We start from the raw sequence: 17,663 nt of genomic DNA on the forward strand, positions 1-17,663 counted from the left end.
CCAAACAAACTGGCATCAAAAAAACAAAACCACCCACCAAGAACGGAAGACGGGGAGTCCCCCAAGATGAATGGCAAAAAACAACAAACAAAAACCACCAAACACACTATTGAGTTCTCAAACAACAGACTTTTCCGCTTTGTCACCCTGTTTTGGGGCAACCCCACCAGCTTAATTGGAACTTTGCCGGCAAGTCAAGTTGCTTCATCCTGGCTTATTTCATCCGGTCTGAGGCAACCTCGCCAGCTTAGTACGTTCTCGGCTGGCTTGTCAAGTCGCTCTGGCCCCGGGGGTTTTCCCCGCTCCGCGGCGACTTCAAAAGATTAGCGCGCGCCAGCCTTTGAGGTCAAATCAGCTGGTCAGCGCGATTTCGAGGCTTAAAGCGAGACTCGAACGTGCTGCCTAGGAGCCTACCCTCTCGATCTCCGCTCCGAGGCTCAACAGGTTTTCCACGAACAACGGATATCCGCGATCGATGTGGAATACGTCGTGCACCTCGGTCTCACCGTCGGCGACCAGCCCGGCGAGCACCAGGCCGGCGCCGGCACGGATATCCGAGGACCACACCGGGGCACTCGAAAGCTGCGGGATCCCCCGCACCACAGCGTGGTGCCCGTCGGTTCGCGCATCAGCACCCAGCCGGATCATCTCCTCGACGAACCGGAAGCGAGCTTCGAACACGTTCTCGGTGATCATCGACGTGCCGTCAGCCACCGAGGCCAGACCGATCGCCATCGGCTGCAGGTCGGTCGGAAACCCGGGGAAGGGCAGCGTCGCGACGTTCACCGCCTTGGGTCGCTCGTACTGCACCACCCGGAAACCGTCGTCGTTCTGGGTCACTGTCGCGCCTGCGTCATGCAGCTTGTGGAGAACCAGCTGTAGGTGCTGCGGGTCTACGCCGGTCACCGAAATGTCGCCGCGCGTCATCGCCGCGGCGATCCCCCAGGTTGCCGCGACGATCCGGTCACCGATCACTCGATGCTCGGTGGGATAGAGCCGGTCGACGCCGGTGATCGTCAGGGTCGACGTCCCAGCGCCGCTGACCTTGGCGCCCATCTGATTGAGCATCGCGCAGATGTCGACGATGTCGGGCTCGCGTGCCGCGTTGTGGATGGTGGTGACGCCCTCGGCCAGCACCGCGGCCATCAGGATGTTCTCGGTCGCCCCCACTGACGGGAACTCCAGTTGGATCTCGGCACCCCGCAGGTGATCAGCTTCGGCCACCACACAGCCGTGCTCGATATTGCAGGTGGCTCCCAGTTGGCGGAGCCCAGCCTGGTGCATGTCCAGCGGCCGCGACCCGATGGCGTCGCCGCCGGGAAGCGCGACTTTCGCCTTCTTGCACCGGCCGACCAGTGGGCCGAGTACACACACCGAGGCACGGAACTGCCGGACCGCCGCGAAATCTGCGTCGTACTTGGGTTCGTCGGGTGACGTGATGCGCACCGTGTCACCGTCCAACTCGACGGTGGCCCCCAGCCCTCGCAATACCTCGGCCATCAGCGGCACATCAAGGATGTCGGGGCAGTTGGTGATGGTGCTGGTGCCCTCGGCCAGCAACGAGGCTGCCATCAGTTTCAGCACACTGTTCTTCGCGCCACCGACAGCAACTTCGCCTGATAACCGGTTCCCTCCGGTCACCAAGAAACGCTCGCTCACGCCGGTCAGTGTAAACAGCCCGCCGTCGACTTTCCGCCTGCTCGGACAGATCCGGCGGGCCCGGCCGCCGCGTCCGCAAGCCCGGTACGGTTCAGCTATGGCGGTTCATCTCACCCGTATCTATACCCGCACCGGCGACGACGGCACGACAGGACTGAGCGACTTCAGCAGGGTTTCGAAGAATGATTCGAGATTGGCGGCCTACGCCGACTGTGACGAAGTCAACGCCGCGATCGGGGTTGCAGTAGCCCTCGGCGAGCCCGATCAGCAAATCCTGGCAGTGCTCAGGCAGATTCAAAACGACCTGTTCGACGCCGGTGCAGATCTGTCCACGCCCGTCGTGGAAAACCCCGAGCACCCACCGCTGCGAATTTCTCAGACCTACATCGACCGACTCGAGAAGTGGTGCGACGAGTTCAACGAGGCCCTCCCCGCGCTGAGTTCGTTCATCCTTCCCGGCGGCAGTTCGCTCTCGGCCCTGTTGCACGTCGCACGGACCGTGGCCCGCAGAGCTGAGCGGTCGGCATGGATCGCCGTACAGGAACACGGGGATTCGGTCAGTGTCCTGCCGGCGAAGTACCTCAACCGGCTGTCGGATCTGCTGTTCATCCTGTCGCGGGTGGCGAACCCGGATGGGGACGTGCTCTGGAAACCCGGTACGGGTCAGTAATTCCGTCGCCGGGCCCGCGGCGACGGCCGGGACTCAAGCCAAGACGTGAATGCGGTCAAGGCGCCCCGATCCAAGGCGATCTCGTAGCCTCGCCGGCGTTCGGGGCTGTTGTCGCGGAGTTCGAGAACGACCGTTGCATCGGTCATGATGTCGAACTCGTCGCCACGCGGGGCGCGGCGCGACACCACTTCCAGTCCCCGGCGACTCAGTCGCCGGTCGGGCCACCACCGCATGCTGGACAGCCGGTAGAAGCCTGCCTCCCCGCCGCGGTAGCGCATCACGCCGTGACGCCAGCCGTGGCCGCCTTCGGCCGGAAAGTCTCGCAGGATGCCCGCGGTTCCGCCGACCTGACGCAACTTCCACAATCGGTAGCTCAGGGCACCGACAGCCAGTAGCAGAACGCAGATGAGCGCGACCATGCCGATCATGGGCGCGCTCATCTGTCGTCTCTGTCGTCAGTCGATCTGGCCCAGAGCGCGCAGACGCGCCCGGCCCCATGCCGCTGTCTGCTCGTCGTCGGACTCCGCGTCCTGCTTGGCCGAGTCGGCGTTGATCTCGGATTCGAACTGAGCGTTCTCCACCAGGATCCGGACCGTCTCCTCGGTCACCGACAGGAACCCGCCGTCAACGGCGATGCGCAGATCGTCCTCGCCTTCCCGCTCGACCCGCACCATGGCATCGTCGACGAGCTGTGCCACCAACGGAATGTGGCGCGGCAGGATGCCAATCTCACCAGCGGTGGTCCGGGTGAAGACGAACGTAGCGGTGCCGGACCAGAGCTCACGCTCGACGGCGACGATCTCAACGTTCAAATCAGCCATTCCACACCACCTCTCGCCGGAGAACTACCGTCACAGCTTCGCGCCGAGGCTCTCGGCCTTCTTCGCCAGGTCGTCCAGACCACCGATGAGGAAGAACGCCTGCTCGGGCAGGTGATCGAACTCGCCCTTGGCCAGCTTGTCGAAGGCCTCGATGGTCTCCTTGAGCGGCACGGTCGAACCCGGCTGGCCGGTGAACTGCTCGGCCGCCATCATGTTCTGGCTCAGGAAGCGCTCGATCTTGCGGGCGCGGTACACCAGAACCTTGTCCTCTTCCGACAGCTCGTCGATACCGAGGATGGCGATGATGTCCTGGAGATCCTTGTAGCGCTGCAGGATTCGGATGACTTCCTGGGCGACGCGGTAGTGCTCGTCGCCGACGATGCTGGGGTGCAGGATCGTCGAGGACGACGCCAGCGGGTCCACCGCGGGGAAGATGCCCTTGGAGAACACCGCACGCGAGAGCTCCGTGGTGGCGTCCAGGTGGGCGAACGTGGTGGCCGGCGCCGGGTCGGTGTAGTCGTCGGCGGGCACGTAGACGGCCTGCATCGAGGTGATGGAGCGGCCTCGGGTCGAGGTGATGCGCTCCTGCAGCTCGCCCATCTCGTCGGCCAGCGTCGGCTGGTAACCCACGGCCGAAGGCATACGACCCAGCAGGGTCGAAACCTCGGAACCGGCCTGGGTGAACCGGAAGATGTTGTCGATGAACAGCAGCACGTCCTGGCCCTGCTCGTCGCGGAAGAACTCGGCCATGGTCAGGGCCGACAGCGCGACGCGCATACGGGTGCCTGGCGGCTCGTCCATCTGACCGAACACCAGCGCGGTGTCCTTCAGCACGTTCGCGTCGGCGAGCTCGACCCACAGGTCGTTACCCTCACGGGTGCGCTCACCCACGCCGGCGAACACCGAAGTACCACCGAAGTTGCGGGCGATGCGGTTGATCATCTCCTGGATCAGAACCGTCTTACCCACACCGGCACCACCGAACAGGGCGATCTTGCCGCCGCGCACGTACGGGGTGAGCAGGTCGACGACCTTCAGACCGGTCTCCAGCATCTCGGTGCGGGGCTCCAGGTCGGCGAAGGCCGGCGGCTTGCGGTGGATCGACCAGTGCTCGAAGTCCTTGCCGTAGCCCGGATTGTCGAGGCAGTCACCGAGGGCGTTGAACACGTGGCCCTTGACGCCGTCGCCGACCGGGACCGAGATCGAGGCGCCGGTGTCGGACACCTCGACGCCACGGACCAGGCCGTCGGTGGGCTGCATGGAGACGCAGCGCACCAGGTTGTCGCCGAGGTGCTGGGCAACCTCAAGCGTCAGGGTCTTGGCCAGGGCACCGAACGTGATCTCGGCGTGCAGCGCGTTGAACAGTTCGGGCACCGCGCCGCGCGGGAACTCCACGTCCACCACCGGGCCGGTGATGCGGACTACGCGGCCCGCCGTCTTCTCTGCAGTAGCAGTCATTCTCTCTTCGCTTTCCTACGAGGCTTTCGTCTTTGGTCCGGCTAGCGCGCGTCGGCCAGCGCGTTGGCGCCGCCCACGATCTCGCTGATTTCCTGGGTGATCTGTGCCTGACGTTCGCGGTTGGCCGCGAGCGTGAGTCCCTTGATCAGTTCGTCGGCGTTGTCGGTGGCCGACTTCATGGCGCGCCGGCGCGAAGCCGACTCCGAGGCCGCTGCCTCCAGCAGCGCCGCGTACACGCGGGTGGCGATGTAGCGCGGCAGCAGCGCGTCGAACAGGGTCTCGGCGCCCGGCTCGAACGAATACAGCGTGTGCGGACCGGTTTCGGCCTCCCCGACGTACTCGACCACCATCGGTGCGATGCGCAGCGCGTTGGCGGTCTGCGAAAGCATGGACCGGAACTCGGTGGAGACGATGTGCAGTTCGTCGACTCCGAGGATGCCGTCGGCTCCCACGTCGTCGCCGTCGTCGTCGGCGCCGGACATGAACGCCGTCACCAGGGTTTCGGCGATCGCCTTGGCGTCCTCGTAGGTGGGCCGCTCGGAGAAACCGGTCCACGACTCGGTCACCGTGCGCTGCCGGAAGCTGTAGTAGCCCAGAGCTTTCCGGCCGACGACGTAGAGCACCGGGTTCTTGCCCTCTTCCCGCAGCAGCGAGAAGAGTTCTTCTGCCCGGCGCAGCACGTTGGCGTTGTAACCGCCGCAGAGACCGCGGTCCGAGGACACCACCAGCACACCGGCCCGCTTGGCGTTCTCCCGCTCGACGAGCAACGGGTGATCCAGCGCGCTGGCCCCGGCCAGCTCGGTGAGCATGTTGGTGATCTCGGTGGAGTAGGGCCGAGCCGCATCGACTCGGGCCTGCGCCTTGGCGATCCGCGACGTGGCGATCAGCTCCTGCGCCTTCGTGATCTTCTTGATCGACGAGGCGGAGCGGATACGCCCGCGTAGCTCGCGAAGTGTGGCTGCCATTGGTTACCTAGGCCTTCTTGGGTGCCGGCTTGCGGACCTTGACCGATTCCTTCTCAAGGTCCTCGGGATCCAGCGCCTCGGCGTCAGCTTCGTTGACCACAACGGAGCTGCCGTCAGAGGCGGCGAAGCCCTTCTTGAAATCGTTGATGACCGAGACCAGCTTCTCCTCGTTCTCCTCGGAGAGCTTCTTGGACTCCTTGATGCCCTTGAGGATGTCGGCGTGGCTGGCCTTCACGTGCTCCAGCAGTTCGTCGACGAAGCGGGTCACGTCCTCGGCCGGAACGGAGTCGAGGTGGCCCTGGGTACCGAGGAAGATCGCGACAACCTGATCCTCGACGGCCAGCGGGCTGTACTGCGGCTGCTTGAGCAGCTCGACCAGACGCACACCGCGGTCCAGCTGAGCCTTCGACGCGGCGTCCAGATCCGAGGCGAAGGCCGCGAAGGCCTCCAACTCGCGGTACTGCGACAGGTCCAGACGCAGCGAGCCGGCAACCTCTTTCATCGCCTTGATCTGAGCGGCACCACCGACGCGGGACACCGACACACCGACGTTGACGGCCGGGCGCACACCCTGGTTGAACAGGTCGGACTCCAGGAAGCACTGACCGTCGGTGATGGAGATGACGTTGGTCGGGATGTAGGCCGAGATGTCGTTGGCCTTGGTCTCGATGATCGGCAGGCCGGTCATCGAACCACCGCCGAGCTCGTCGGACAGCTTCGCGCAACGTTCCAGCAGACGCGAGTGCAGGTAGAAGACGTCACCCGGGTAAGCCTCGCGGCCCGGCGGGCGGCGCAGCAGCAGCGAGATGGCGCGGTAGGCCTCGGCCTGCTTGGTCAGGTCGTCGAAGACGATCAGCACGTGCTTGCCGTTGTACATCCAGTGCTGGCCGATGGCCGAACCGGTGTAGGGAGCCAGCCATTTGAAGCCGGCCGCGTCCGAAGCCGGGGCCGCGACGATGGTGGTGTACTCCATGGCGCCACCCTCTTCCAGCGCGCGCTTCACGCTGGCGATGGTGGAACCCTTCTGGCCGACGGCGACGTACACGCAGCGCACCTGCTGCTTGGGGTCGCCGGTCTCCCAGGCCTCACGCTGGTTGAGGATGGTGTCGACGCAGAGCGCGGTCTTGCCGGTCTTGCGGTCACCGATGATCAGCTGACGCTGACCGCGACCGATCGGGGTCATGGCGTCGACCGCCTTGACACCGGTCTGCAGCGGCTCGGACACGCTCTGGCGCTGCACCACCGAGGGGGCCTGCAGCTCGAGCGCACGGCGCTCCTCGGCCTCGATGTCGCCCTGGCCGTCGATCGGCTGGCCCAGCGGGTTGACGACGCGGCCGAGGAAGGCGTCACCGACGGGCACCGAGAGCACCTCGCCGGTGCGCTTGACCTGCTGGCCCTCTTCGATCTTCTCGAACTCACCCAGGATCACCGCGCCGACGCTGTGCTCGTCGAGGTTGAGCGCCACACCCAACACACCGCCCGGGAACTCAAGGAGTTCCTGGGTCATGACCGAGGGCAGGCCCTCGACGTGAGCGATGCCGTCACCGGCGTCGACGACGGTGCCGATCTCTTCACGCTCGGTGTCGGCGGAAAACGAGGATACGTAATCCTCGATGGCACCTTCGATATCAGCAGCCGAGATTGTCAACTCTGCCATGGTTTTTCGTCTTCCTACCTTGTTCTTGGGGTGGTTCGTGGGGGTTATCAGTCCGGCAGCTGTGTCGCAGCGGCGGTCAGACGGGATGCGATGGAGCCGTCGATCACTTCGTCACCGACGGTGATCGACAGACCACCGAGCAGTTCCGGGTCGACGTGCAACTGCACCGAAACCGGTTGGCCGTAGATGCGGGTGAGCACCTCCGACAGCCGGGTCCGCTGGGCATCGGAGAGGTCGGCCGCGGCGGTCACGTGCGCGACCACCTCGCCACGGCGGGCCACCGCGAGCTCGGCGAGGTCGATGACCGCCTCGTCGGCGCGCTCCCCGCGCAGCAGGCCCACAGTCTGGGTCAGCAGTGCCGCTGCGGTTCCGTTCACACCCGTGTTGCCGCCAAGCACCTTGTCCAGCAAGGCAACTCGGCCCTCAGCCGGTGTGGTGTAGTCACTCAGCAGGGCCGAGAGCTTGGGCTCGGTGTCGAGCAGACGGCCGAACCGGAACAGCTGGTCCTCCACCTCGTCGACTTCACCTGCGGTCTCGGCGCGCTTGAGCAGCGCCAGGCGTGCGGCATGTTCAATGGCGTCGACCAGGTTCGATTCGATCGACCAACGCTGCGAGACGGCAGTCCGCAGCACGTCCAGCGCGGTGTCGCCGACCTTGCCGGACAGCAGACGCTCCAGCAGCTGCACCTTGGGGGCGGTGTCGTCAGCCGGCTCGGCCAGGTGCTTGGCGAGCGCCGACTCCGACACCAGCAGCTTGGCCACCGAGCTCAGATCATCGGCGAGCGTGGTCAGCCCGGACGCGTCCAGGCCGCCCGCGACCGAGTCGAACTTGTCGACCACGATCGCCAGCGACTCACGGCTGGCCGCGCGCAGCTTGGCCGTCGCGGCGGTGTCGATCACCGCGGCCGACGGAGCCATCTGGTCCAGCTCGGCCAGGAACCGGTCGACGGTGGCCGCCTGCGCGGCCGGATCGGCGACATGTGCGCGCACCAAGGCGTCGGCCTTGGCGACCGACTCCGATCCCAGACCGGTCCGCAGCTGGCGGATGAGCTGCTGGCGCATCAGCTGAACCTGCTGAGCACCCTGCGTCTTGATCCGCTCGGCCTCCGTGCCCGCCTGCTCGGCCAGCTGAGCGGTGATCCGCTCAGAGTCCTGCGTGGCCTCGTCGGTCACCTTGGCCGATTCGGCCTTGGCGTCGGCGAGTGCCTTGGCGTGCATGTCATCGGCCTCGGCGAGTCTCTTCGCCGCCTCAGCGCTCTCTGCGAGGGCCACCCGCACGGCTTCCTGTTGCTTCTGCATCAGGTTCCGCACCGGAGGCACCACCCACTTGATGATGATGAAAGCGATGACGGCAAAGCCGATCAGCTGCCCGATAAATATCGACATCTACTGCGTCCCACCTGATTTCACGTCGACGCCCAAAATTCGGTTGGCCAAGGTCTGCGAGAGCCCGTCCACCGACGACTCCAGACCCGACCGCACCTCGGCACTCTGGGCAGCGAGCTGCTCATCGGCCTGGCGCACTTGCTCGGCCACTACGGACCCGGCCTCGGCTCGCTTGGCATCGACCACCTCGCGGCCCGCGGCACGGGCCTCGTCGCGGATGGCCGACGCCTCGGCACGTGCCCCGGCCATCGCCTCGTCATAGTCGGCCTGCGCCGCGGCCACCTGCTCGGCCGACTTCCGATTGTCGGCGGCGGTCTTCGCCAGCATCGCTTCGCGCTCTGCCAGCACCTTGCCGACCGGTGGCACAACCCATTTCCAGATCACGGCCAGCGTGATCAAGAAGATGATCAGCACCGCGAAGAAGGTGCCGTTGGGGACCAGGAAGTTGCTCTGGCCCCCACCGCCTTCCTCCGCTGCGAGGAGTGTCAGTTCACCCATGCTGACGGACTACTGCAGGCCCGGCGTGGCGAAGACGAACAGCGCCATGAAGGCCAGGTTGATGAAGTACGCGGCCTCCACCAGACCGACGGTGATGAAGAACGGGGTGAACAGCCGGCCCTGGGCCTCGGGCTGACGGGCGATGCCCGAGATCAGCGCGTTACCCGCGATACCGTCACCGATACCGGCGCCGATGGCGCCGCCGCCCATGATCAAACCGCCACCGATCAGCGCGCCGGCCGTGATGAGGGCGTTGGGGTCGAGTTCCATTCCTTTTATCCTCCTTGATAACTGGTGGCCCAAAAAATGTTGCCGCCAGAGGTTCGTGTGATGCGGTTGTAGGGGTCAGATATGCGGATCAGTGGGCTTAATGATCATCGTGCTCGAGCTCCATCGACTGGCTGAAGTACAGGATCGTCAGCAGCGAGAAGATGAAGGCCTGGATCAGGCCGACGAACAGGTCGAAGGTCTTCCAGATGGCGTTGGGTGCCCACTGGATGTACCAGGGGAACATCGCGATCAGCGCGACCAGGATGCCGCCGGCGAAGATGTTGCCGAAAAGACGGAGGGCCAGCGAGATCGGCTTGGCGAGTTCCTCGACGATGTTGATCGGCATCAGCGCGGTGACGTGCCCCTTGAGCAGCTGCTTCGGGTGGCCGAGGATACCGCGGCGCCAGATGCCGGCCGCGTGGTAGCAGACGAACACGAACAACGCCAGGGCCAGCACGAAGTTGATGTCGGAGGCCGGCGGCTTGTACCACTCCGCGGCTGCGCCGTCGGCCCCGCCGTACTGCAGGGGTAGAACGGCAAGCCAGTTGGAGATGAGGATGAACGAGAACAGCGCCACCGCCAGCGGCAGCACGAACGGCGCGACCTTCATGCCGATCGAACTCTCGATCTGGCCGCGCATCTGGATGGTCAGGGCCTCCCAGAACAGCTGCACGCCGCCCGGCACGCCGGTCGAGGTGACCTTGGCGCGAAGGACGAATGCCAGCGCGATCACGATCACCGCGGTGATCGCGGTGGCCAGGATGGTGTCACCGTTGAACGTCATCCCGAACAGCTCGAACACCATCGTGTGGTGGCCGACGTGGATGGCGGCGCCACCCTCTTCGGCGGCGAGCACGGTCGTCGTCTGAGTCATTTAGGTCAGCTCAACCCTTCGATTCCGTATCCAAGACATCCAGGCCGTTCGAGCGGATCTTCCGCAGCACGGGGATGCTGGTGCTCATCACCAGCAGAGCCTGGAAAATCGCCAGCCCGAACAGCACCGCGATGCCGCCCGAGGTTTTGAAGACAAATGCGATGCCGAGAGCGATCGCGGTGATGATCAGCAGCCGTGTAGCGGAGTTGACGGCCATCTTCTTCTTGAGCGGGTGGTCTTCGGCCGTGATCGCTTCGACGGCGCGGCGCACCAGCAGGGCGTTGACCAAGCCGAGAGCCAGGCCGACACCGAAGAAGACGCCGAAGAGAATGTTTCCGGTGAATGCGGCAGCCACCACTGCCAGCGCGGTCAGTGCGAGGCAAACGATCAGGAGACGCAGCGGCCGGAACGCCACTGACGGGAACACCAACGGCGCGTCTTGCGCTGGTGTCGTCACCGCTTCACCCCAATCCCGCTGTCACGAAAAGCTGCACCCTCGGTGATGCCAACGGTTGCTACCCCCTGGCAAAACCCTGTGCGTGCCCGCCGAGAATATCGGAGGGCGGCGGGCGGGCTCGAATCACCCACGGGGTAGCTCCCTTTGTCGGTCGTTGATCGGCACCTAACGGTTCGTCGAACCGACGGGCCGGGCCGGCAACCCGCGAGGTTTTTCGGGTTCTGGCAGCACCCTAACACATGGTAGGCACCCCTAAACGAGGCCTACTACTTTTCGTCGTACTTCGCCCGGTCCTAGTCCTCTGACGCCTCGCCCCCGCGTTGCAACAACGGAATCAGCGTCACCACGATCGCCACCAGAATCGCCGCTACGACGACTGCTCCTGTGTAGCGCGGATCGAAGAAGATCGTCGCCGCGGCACCGAAGGCGATGATGCCCACCCACAGGTAGATCAGCAGCACGGCGCGCCGATGCGAATGTCCGATCTGCAGCAACCGGTGATGCAGATGCATCTTGTCGGGACTGAGCGGGCTGCGGCCGGCTCGGGTGCGCCGCACGATGGCCAGCAAGGTGTCGAGCGCAGGCACCAGCATCACGGCGATCACCAGGAGGAACGGCGACATCAGCGCGAAGACGTCGCGGGCACCGTAAGCGTTCTGCGAGATCGGCCCGGCGGCCGTCGTCGACGCCGCGCCCAGCATGAGACCGATCAGCATCGACCCCGAGTCACCCATGAAGATCTTGGCCCGGTGGAAGTTGTGCGGCAGGAAGCCCAGACAGGCCCCGGCCAGCACCACCGAGATCACCGCGGGCGGGTAGAACAGGACGTCGCCGCCGTGATCGCGCAACAGCCCGACCGAAAAGATGCAGATGGCCAGGGCGGTGATCAGCCCGAGCCCGGCGGCCAGCCCGTCCAGCCCGTCGACGAAGTTCATCGCGTTGACGATCGAAACCGTGAGCGCCAGCGTCAACAGGATCGACGACACCTGGTCGAGCACGATGGTGCCCACTCCCCCGATCGGGATGTAGAGCACACTCCAGGCCACACCCATGGTGACCAGCACGCTGGCCGCGGTGATCTGGCCGGCGAACTTCGTCAGCGCGTCCAGCCCCCACCGGTCGTCGATCAACCCGATCGCCATGATCAGCCCGCCTGCCACCACCACGGCGGGCATGCCGGTCGAGTAGACGAAACCTCGGGTCAGTGCCGGCAGTTGGGAGGCCAGCAGCACCGCCGCGGCCACCCCGATGTACATGGCCAGTCCGCCCATCCGCGGGATGGGCTGTACGTGGACATCGCGTTCCCGCGGGTAGGCCACGGCGCCGATCCTGATGGCCAGCGCGCGTACCCAGCCGGTGGCGAAGTACGTGATGATCGCGGCGGTCAGGCCCACCAGCGCCAGCTCACGCAGCGGCACACCGGCACCCCGGTCAGACAGTGCGAGCAGGCCGGTATTGACCGCGGGGATCACTGCGTCACCGGCCGACATCACCGATGAACCGTACTGCAGCACGCTGAGATCACTCCGTAGGTGTTGTTGTGAGCGTGGACGTTTCCACGCCGACGACCCTGGCGATGTCCGCCGCGCTGATCGGGCCGGTCCGCAGGATGCGGGGCTGGGCGCCGGTGAGGTCGACGATGGTGGACGCGGACTGTTGCTCGGCAGGGCCGCCGTCGAGATACACCTCGACCTTGTCGCCGAGTTGCTCGTGCGCTTGGGCTGCGGTCACCGCGGCGGGCTGGCCCGAGACGTTGGCACTGGACTGGGCCATGGGGCCGACTTCTCGCAGCAGCTCGATGGCTACCGGGTGCAACGGCATCCGCAACATGACGCTGCCGTTGGCGTCGCCGAGATCCCACTGCAACGACGGTGCTTGTGTGACCACCAGGCTCAGGGCGCCGGGCCAGAACGCCCGGATCAGTTCGCGGGCAGCCGGCGGCACCGAGTAGACCAGCCCGTCGATGGTGTTCCACGAACCGACGAACACACCGACCGGCATGTTGCGGCCCCGCCCCTTGGCGGCCAGCAGGGCACCAACCGCCTCCGAGTCGAACGCGTCGGCACCGATGCCGTAGACCGTGTCGGTCGGCATCACCACGAGGCGGCCGCCCTTGACGGCGCTGACCGCCGAGGCGATACCGGTCGCACGCTGGTCGGCGTCGCTGCAATCGAAAATCGTCATGTCGGCTCCCCCGTCGGTTCGCGCATCAATTCAGCTTCGCCCAACACGGGTGGCGGTGACAAAGCGGGGTCGCCCGGCCAGGTCACGGCGCGCGGTGATCCCGCCGAAATGTCCGTCCCGGGCGAAGGTCGCGACGGTCAGATCGGATGTGGTGTCGTCGTGCTCGACGGCGCAGGGCGCGCCGTCACGCAACCACCGGGCAGCCAACGTGACGATCGGGCGGATCACCGCCATGCCGTCGGGGCCGCCGAACAACGCGGACGCGGGATCGTGTTCGGCTACTTCGGGTTCCAGATCCGCAGCCTCGGGGATGTAGGGCGGGTTCGATACCAGCAGGTCCACCCGGGCATCGAGTTCGGGCAGCAGACCTGCGGTGGTGACGTCGGCGTCCAGTACCTCCACGTGCGTCCCGGCGGCGTTGCGCCGCGCAAAATCCAGCGCCGCAGGCGAGTTCTCGACTGCCAGTACGCGGGCAGCGGGCCACCGCGCGGCCAGCCCCAACGCCAAGGCACCCGACCCGGTGCACAAGTCGACGATCAGCGGCTTCTCCGGAAGTTGTTGCGCGCAAGCCCATTCCAACAGGGCTTCGGTCTCCGGCCGGGGAATGAACACACCGGGACCGACTGTGAGCGTCAACGGACCGAACGGTGCGGTGCCGAGAAGGTGTTGCAGGGGAATCCGGCGGGACCGGGCACCCACGAGTTCGTCGTAGGACTGCTGGAATTGTTCGTCGGGCTCGTCGAGGAACATGAGCCTGCTGCGCTCGACGCCCGCGACGTGCGCGGCCAGCAGTTCGGCATCGATGCGCGGGGAGGCGACGCCGGCGGCGGCCAGGCGTGCTGCTGCGGCCTCGATCGCCTGCCGCAGCGGTGTCATGACTCCTGCTGCAGCCGAGCCTGCTTGTCGGCGGCGCCCAGCGCGTCGAGCAGCGCGTCCATGTCGCCGTCGAGAACCTGGTCGAGGTTGTGCGCCTTGAAATTGATGCGGTGGTCGGCGATGCGGTTCTCGGGGAAGTTGTACGTCCTGATCCGCTCGCTGCGGTCGACGGTGCGGATCTGGCTGGCCCGGTCCGCGGAGGCATCGGCGGACGCCTGTTCCTCGGCGAGTGCCTGCAGCCGGGCGGCCAGCACCTGCATGGCACGGGCCTTGTTCTGCAGCTGTGATCGCTCGTTCTGGCAGGTGACGACGATCCCGGTAGGCAGGTGGGTGATGCGCACCGCCGAGTCGGTGGTGTTCACCCCCTGGCCGCCTTTACCCGAGGACCGGTAGACGTCGATGCGCAGGTCCGACTCGTCGATCTGGACCTGTTCGACCTCGTCGGGCTCCGGGTACACCAGGACGCCGGCCGCCGAGGTGTGCACGCGTCCCTGCGATTCGGTGACGGGCACCCGCTGAACCCGGTGAACGCCACCTTCGAATTTCATCCGCGACCACACGCCGTCTGCCGAATCGCCCTTGCCGGCGATGGTGATGGTGGCGTCCTTGTAGCCGCCGAGGTCAGACCACGTCTCGTCCAGGACGGTGACCGTCCAGCCGTGCCGCTCGGCGTACCGGATGTACATGCGGGCCAAGTCGGCGGCGAACAGCGCCGACTCCTCCCCGCCTTCGCCGGATTTGACCTCCAGCACGATGTCGTCGGCGTCGTGGGGGTCACGCGGAGCCAGCTGGTCGGTCAGCAGCGCGTCGAGTTCGGCGACCTTGGCGGTCAGCTCGTCCACCTCGTCGGCGAAGCTGGAATCGTCGGCCGCGAGCTCGCGGGCGGCTTCCAGGTCACCGCGAGCGGCCTCGAGTTTGCGGAAAGTACCGACGACGGGTGAGATCTGGGCGAAACGGCGACCCACCTTGCGGGCGGCCGCGGCGTCGGCGTGCAGGTTGGGGTCGGCGAGCTGGCGCTCCAGGTCGGCGTGCTCAGCGAGCAGCGCCTCGATCGCGGGTGCGGTATCTGTCACGTCAGCCTCCTCTTCCCACCCTGTCCGCAAACGAGAACAGCGCCCAGATCTGACGCATATGCGTCAGATCGGGCGCCGTTGACGTAGCTACTTGTCGGCTGCGGCAGCCTGATCACCGGCAGGCTTGCGCTTGCCGTACCGCTTCTCGAAGCGGGCCACGCGGCCGCCGCTGTCGAGGATCTTCTGCTTGCCGGTGTAGAACGGGTGGCACTGCGAGCAGACCTCGACCACGATCTGGCCGGTCTGCTTGGTGCTGCGGGTCTGGAAGGTATTGCCGCAACCACAGTGCACCGTGGTCTCGACATACTCAGGGTGAATGCCTGTTTTCATGGGTTCCTCTTCATTCGTTGGCCCGGGTCGCCCGTAGATCGTTCTGAGCTCGTTCAGCGCTCACGTGCGCGGACGTGAACCGGGACCGAGGGTCGGCGGTCCATTATGCCAGGTCAACCGCCAACCTCCTAAACGCGCGATGACCGGGGCCTATTCCCGCCTCAGAGCGTCGCGTACGCCGTGCCGTCGCGCTTCCAGAGCACCCGCCCGGCCGGATCGGCACCCAGTGCGACGAGCTCACGCTTGAGGATCTTGTTGGTGGCGGTGCTGGGCAGGTCATCGGCGATCCAGACGTAACGGGGCCAGGATTTCGGTGACAGGTCCTGCTGCTGCGCCAGGAATGCGCCGAACTCGTCGGGCCTGAGCTGCTGGCCGTCGCGCAGCACGATGGCCGCCATGACCTGATCGCCGACGAACTCGTCGGGCACCGGGTAGACCGCCACCCGGCTGATCAACGGCTGCCGCAACAGGACTCGCTCGATGGGTGCCGCGGTGATGTTCTCACCGTCCACCCGCATCCAGTCCGCCGTACGCCCGGCCAGATAGATCCAGCCGTCGGCGTCCCGGTAGGCCAGGTCGCCCGACCAGTACATGCCGTGCCGCAACCGTTCGTCGGTCGCGCCCTTGTCGTTGTGGTAACCGCGGAACATCCCGCTGCCGTTGGTGTTGACCAGTTCGCCAGTGGCGGCCTCGGCGTTGATCAGGGCCCCGGTCTCGTCAAATTCTGCGACCGCGCACTCTTCGACGGTCTCGGGATCGTAGATGGCCACCCCGGGGAAACCCTGACCGACGCTGCCGGGCGGGGTTCCCTCGGAGCGGGTGATGATGATCGCCAGTTCCGTGGAACCGAAGCCGTCCCACACGCTGCAGCCGAACCGGCGGCTGAACTCGTCGATGTCGCGGTCGGCCGCCTCGTTGCCGAACGCCACTCGCAGCGGGTTGTCGTGATCGTCCGACTGCTCGGCGGTGGCCAGGATGTAGGCGAGCGGCTTGCCGACGTAGTTCATGTAGGTGGCGCCGTAACTTCGGATGTCCGGCAGGAAGCCGGACGCAGAGAACTGTGCCGGTGCCATGGCTGCGCCCGAACTGAGCGCAACGCCCCACCCCGCGTACACCCCGTTCGAGTGGAACAGCGGCATGGCCAGGTAACAGGTGTCGGCCTCGGTGAGGTCGTAACGCTGCACCAGCGCCGCAGCCGAGAACAGCACGATGGAATGGGCCACCTCGACGGCCTTGGGCTCGCCGCTGGTGCCCGACGTGAAGATCATCATGAAGGTGTCGTCGGGCCCGACCTCGCGGTGCGGAGTGAGTTCCTGCGGCGACCAGGCAGTATCCGACACGTCGATGACGGTGACACCCGGCAGGTCGACGCCGTCGAGCAGTTCGCGATGCTGGTTGTCGACCAGGACGACCTGACATTCGACGCGGGCGATGTCGCGGGCCAGCGCATCGCCGCGACGGGTGTTGTTGATGCCGCACAGCACGTAGCCGCCGAGCGCCGCGGCGGCCAGCGCGGTCAGCATGTCGGGGGTGTTGCCCAGGAGAGTGCCGACATGTAGGGGACGCTGCGGGTCGGCCATCGCGATCAACGCGGCCGCCTGCGCCTTTGCCTGCGCAACGTGCTCACGCCAGGTCCAGGTACGTGCGCCGTATTTGACGGCAACCGTGTCCCCTTCTTCGCGCTCGCGGAGCAACTGCTGCAGCGTTTCGGCCATCCGATGATTCCCCAAGGATTGGTGAACAGAATTACGAAACTGTCTACCATGGTTGTGGCGCCACGGGTACGCCCTTGGCACAATCATGTACCTGACCCGATCCAAAGACCAGGAGACGCCGCAGTTGACCAGCACCACGGCACCCCGCAGCGTGCGAGATCGACTGATAGACGCTGCCGAAGAATGCTTGCGGACCAAGGGGATTCGCGCGACCACCGTATCGGAGGTGGCCGAGGCCGCAGGGGTGTCCCGCGGTTGGCTGTACCGGCACTTCCCGGACAAGGTGACGTTGCTGGGCGCGGTGATCGTCCGGCTCAATGACACGTTCTGGTCGGAAGCCCAGGCCATGCTTGAGCAGATCGACGGCCTGGACCGCCAGATCGCCTGGGGCGTCGGCAACGGCCTGAGGGCGTACGACGATCCAGGCGCGGTGTTGATGAAGCTCCGCACCGACGAACCCGAGGAATTCGCCGCCTGTGCCGGTGCCGGCGTGCAGGGCATGATCCCCGACCTGGCCGAATTCTGGTCGCCGTACCTGGCCGCCGCCCGCGACCGCGGCGAGGTCCGGGCCGACATCGACATTTCCGAGGCATCGGAATGGGTTGCGCGAGTATTGATCTCGCTGGCCACCGTGCCCGGCAACACACTGGACCCCAGTGATCTGGACGCGGTACTGGCCCAGGTTCGGCGCTACCTCATGCCCGGCCTACGCGCTTAACTGCCGAGCAGACGCGAATGTCCCCATTTCCCGAGAGAAATGGGGACATTCGC

The 17,663-nt window shown here is 65.9% G+C and carries 20 protein-coding genes; 3 read left to right on the forward strand and 17 right to left on the reverse strand.

Annotated features, from left to right (window positions below):
• On the forward strand, window positions 1–327 hold a 327-nt coding region (locus tag E0T84_RS32085; protein WP_212757721.1), incomplete at its 5' end, for a hypothetical protein.
• Window positions 328–402: 75 nt separating this feature from the next.
• Here E0T84_RS32085 and murA read toward each other — a convergent pair.
• Window positions 403–1,659, reverse strand: a complete 1,257-nt coding sequence (gene murA, locus E0T84_RS20080) for a UDP-N-acetylglucosamine 1-carboxyvinyltransferase (RefSeq protein ID WP_070185714.1) — start codon at window positions 1,657–1,659, stop codon at window positions 403–405.
• 97 nt (window positions 1,660–1,756) lie between these two features.
• Here murA and E0T84_RS20085 point away from each other — a divergent pair, with 97 nt between their 5' ends.
• Window positions 1,757–2,329, forward strand: coding sequence for a cob(I)yrinic acid a,c-diamide adenosyltransferase (locus E0T84_RS20085; protein WP_070185713.1), 573 nt, complete (start codon window positions 1,757–1,759; stop codon window positions 2,327–2,329).
• Here the strand turns inward: E0T84_RS20085 and E0T84_RS20090 are convergent.
• The 16 genes from E0T84_RS20090 to fadD1 form a co-directional block, all read right to left on the reverse strand.
• Window positions 2,323–2,769, reverse strand: coding sequence for a DUF2550 domain-containing protein (locus tag E0T84_RS20090; protein WP_070185712.1), 447 nt, complete (start codon window positions 2,767–2,769; stop codon window positions 2,323–2,325). The two genes, E0T84_RS20085 and E0T84_RS20090, sit on opposite strands and share 7 nt — an antisense overlap.
• A gap of 15 nt (window positions 2,770–2,784) precedes the next feature.
• Window positions 2,785–3,150 carry a F0F1 ATP synthase subunit epsilon gene (locus tag E0T84_RS20095; protein ID WP_070185711.1) on the reverse strand — a complete coding sequence of 122 codons (366 nt, stop codon included), beginning with the start codon at window positions 3,148–3,150 and terminating at the stop codon, window positions 2,785–2,787.
• A gap of 30 nt (window positions 3,151–3,180) precedes the next feature.
• Window positions 3,181–4,608: a F0F1 ATP synthase subunit beta gene (gene atpD / locus E0T84_RS20100; protein WP_070185710.1), complete on the reverse strand. Its 1,428-nt coding sequence runs from the start codon at window positions 4,606–4,608 to the stop codon at window positions 3,181–3,183.
• Between the two features lie 41 nt (window positions 4,609–4,649).
• On the reverse strand, window positions 4,650–5,573 hold the full coding sequence (locus E0T84_RS20105) for a F0F1 ATP synthase subunit gamma (RefSeq protein WP_138745316.1): 924 nt from the start codon (window positions 5,571–5,573) through the stop codon (window positions 4,650–4,652).
• Window positions 5,574–5,580: 7 nt separating this feature from the next.
• Complete coding sequence (gene atpA, locus E0T84_RS20110) at window positions 5,581–7,230, reverse strand: F0F1 ATP synthase subunit alpha (RefSeq protein ID WP_138745317.1); 1,650 nt, start codon at window positions 7,228–7,230, stop codon at window positions 5,581–5,583.
• A gap of 47 nt (window positions 7,231–7,277) precedes the next feature.
• Window positions 7,278–8,615: a F0F1 ATP synthase subunit B/delta gene (locus E0T84_RS20115; RefSeq protein WP_138745318.1), complete on the reverse strand. Its 1,338-nt coding sequence runs from the start codon at window positions 8,613–8,615 to the stop codon at window positions 7,278–7,280.
• Window positions 8,616–9,113 (reverse strand): F0F1 ATP synthase subunit B, encoded by a 498-nt coding sequence (locus E0T84_RS20120; RefSeq protein ID WP_070946797.1) that lies wholly within the window; start codon window positions 9,111–9,113, stop codon window positions 8,616–8,618.
• Between the two features lie 9 nt (window positions 9,114–9,122).
• A complete protein-coding gene (locus E0T84_RS20125; protein WP_003888102.1) occupies window positions 9,123–9,383 on the reverse strand; it encodes a F0F1 ATP synthase subunit C in 261 nt (86 codons plus the stop codon).
• Window positions 9,384–9,480: 97 nt separating this feature from the next.
• On the reverse strand, window positions 9,481–10,257 hold the full coding sequence (gene atpB / locus E0T84_RS20130) for a F0F1 ATP synthase subunit A (RefSeq protein ID WP_070185705.1): 777 nt from the start codon (window positions 10,255–10,257) through the stop codon (window positions 9,481–9,483).
• A gap of 10 nt (window positions 10,258–10,267) precedes the next feature.
• Entirely contained in the window at window positions 10,268–10,714 is a 447-nt protein-coding gene (locus tag E0T84_RS20135; protein ID WP_138745319.1) for an ATP synthase subunit I, read from the reverse strand.
• 293 nt (window positions 10,715–11,007) lie between these two features.
• Window positions 11,008–12,225, reverse strand: a complete 1,218-nt coding sequence (locus E0T84_RS20140) for a glycosyltransferase family 4 protein (RefSeq protein WP_371726157.1) — start codon at window positions 12,223–12,225, stop codon at window positions 11,008–11,010.
• A 10-nt stretch (window positions 12,226–12,235) separates the two neighbouring features.
• A complete protein-coding gene (locus tag E0T84_RS20145; protein WP_070946798.1) occupies window positions 12,236–12,898 on the reverse strand; it encodes an L-threonylcarbamoyladenylate synthase in 663 nt (220 codons plus the stop codon).
• A gap of 30 nt (window positions 12,899–12,928) precedes the next feature.
• Complete coding sequence (gene prmC, locus E0T84_RS20150; protein WP_138745320.1) at window positions 12,929–13,774, reverse strand: peptide chain release factor N(5)-glutamine methyltransferase; 846 nt, start codon at window positions 13,772–13,774, stop codon at window positions 12,929–12,931.
• Complete coding sequence (gene prfA / locus E0T84_RS20155; protein ID WP_070185701.1) at window positions 13,771–14,847, reverse strand: peptide chain release factor 1; 1,077 nt, start codon at window positions 14,845–14,847, stop codon at window positions 13,771–13,773. Before prfA ends, prmC begins: the two co-directional genes overlap by 4 nt.
• Before the next feature lie 87 nt (window positions 14,848–14,934).
• Window positions 14,935–15,177 carry a 50S ribosomal protein L31 gene (gene rpmE, locus E0T84_RS20160; protein ID WP_070185700.1) on the reverse strand — a complete coding sequence of 81 codons (243 nt, stop codon included), beginning with the start codon at window positions 15,175–15,177 and terminating at the stop codon, window positions 14,935–14,937.
• A gap of 161 nt (window positions 15,178–15,338) precedes the next feature.
• Window positions 15,339–16,892 carry a fatty-acid--CoA ligase FadD1 gene (fadD1, locus tag E0T84_RS20165; RefSeq protein WP_138745321.1) on the reverse strand — a complete coding sequence of 518 codons (1,554 nt, stop codon included), beginning with the start codon at window positions 16,890–16,892 and terminating at the stop codon, window positions 15,339–15,341.
• Between the two features lie 85 nt (window positions 16,893–16,977).
• Between fadD1 and E0T84_RS20170 the strand changes: the two genes are divergently transcribed.
• Window positions 16,978–17,610 carry a TetR/AcrR family transcriptional regulator gene (locus E0T84_RS20170; protein ID WP_171055104.1) on the forward strand — a complete coding sequence of 211 codons (633 nt, stop codon included), beginning with the start codon at window positions 16,978–16,980 and terminating at the stop codon, window positions 17,608–17,610.
• Window positions 17,611–17,663: the final 53 nt, after the last annotated feature.

The sequence above is a fragment of the Mycobacterium sp. DBP42 genome (assembly GCF_005924235.1).
Classification (GTDB): Bacteria; Actinomycetota; Actinomycetes; order Mycobacteriales; family Mycobacteriaceae; genus Mycobacterium; species Mycobacterium syngnathidarum.

Bases quoted from the DNA above. Each gene is read 5' to 3' on its own strand.
- E0T84_RS20085 (WP_070185713.1), top strand. From the start codon at position 1,757: ATGGCGGTTCATCTCACCCGTATCTATACCCGCACCGGCGACGACGGC.
- E0T84_RS20090 (WP_070185712.1), bottom strand. From the start codon at position 2,769: ATGAGCGCGCCCATGATCGGCATGGTCGCGCTCATCTGCGTTCTGCTA.
- E0T84_RS20095 (WP_070185711.1), bottom strand. From the start codon at position 3,150: ATGGCTGATTTGAACGTTGAGATCGTCGCCGTCGAGCGTGAGCTCTGG.
- atpD (WP_070185710.1), bottom strand. From the start codon at position 4,608: ATGACTGCTACTGCAGAGAAGACGGCGGGCCGCGTAGTCCGCATCACC.
- E0T84_RS20105 (WP_138745316.1), bottom strand. From the start codon at position 5,573: ATGGCAGCCACACTTCGCGAGCTACGCGGGCGTATCCGCTCCGCCTCG.
- atpA (WP_138745317.1), bottom strand. From the start codon at position 7,230: ATGGCAGAGTTGACAATCTCGGCTGCTGATATCGAAGGTGCCATCGAG.
- E0T84_RS20115 (WP_138745318.1), bottom strand. From the start codon at position 8,615: ATGTCGATATTTATCGGGCAGCTGATCGGCTTTGCCGTCATCGCTTTC.
- E0T84_RS20120 (WP_070946797.1), bottom strand. From the start codon at position 9,113: ATGGGTGAACTGACACTCCTCGCAGCGGAGGAAGGCGGTGGGGGCCAG.
- E0T84_RS20125 (WP_003888102.1), bottom strand. From the start codon at position 9,383: ATGGAACTCGACCCCAACGCCCTCATCACGGCCGGCGCGCTGATCGGT.
- atpB (WP_070185705.1), bottom strand. From the start codon at position 10,257: ATGACTCAGACGACGACCGTGCTCGCCGCCGAAGAGGGTGGCGCCGCC.
- E0T84_RS20145 (WP_070946798.1), bottom strand. From the start codon at position 12,898: ATGACGATTTTCGATTGCAGCGACGCCGACCAGCGTGCGACCGGTATC.
- prmC (WP_138745320.1), bottom strand. From the start codon at position 13,774: ATGACACCGCTGCGGCAGGCGATCGAGGCCGCAGCAGCACGCCTGGCC.
- rpmE (WP_070185700.1), bottom strand. From the start codon at position 15,177: ATGAAAACAGGCATTCACCCTGAGTATGTCGAGACCACGGTGCACTGT.
- fadD1 (WP_138745321.1), bottom strand. From the start codon at position 16,892: ATGGCCGAAACGCTGCAGCAGTTGCTCCGCGAGCGCGAAGAAGGGGAC.
- E0T84_RS20170 (WP_171055104.1), top strand. From the start codon at position 16,978: ATGTACCTGACCCGATCCAAAGACCAGGAGACGCCGCAGTTGACCAGC.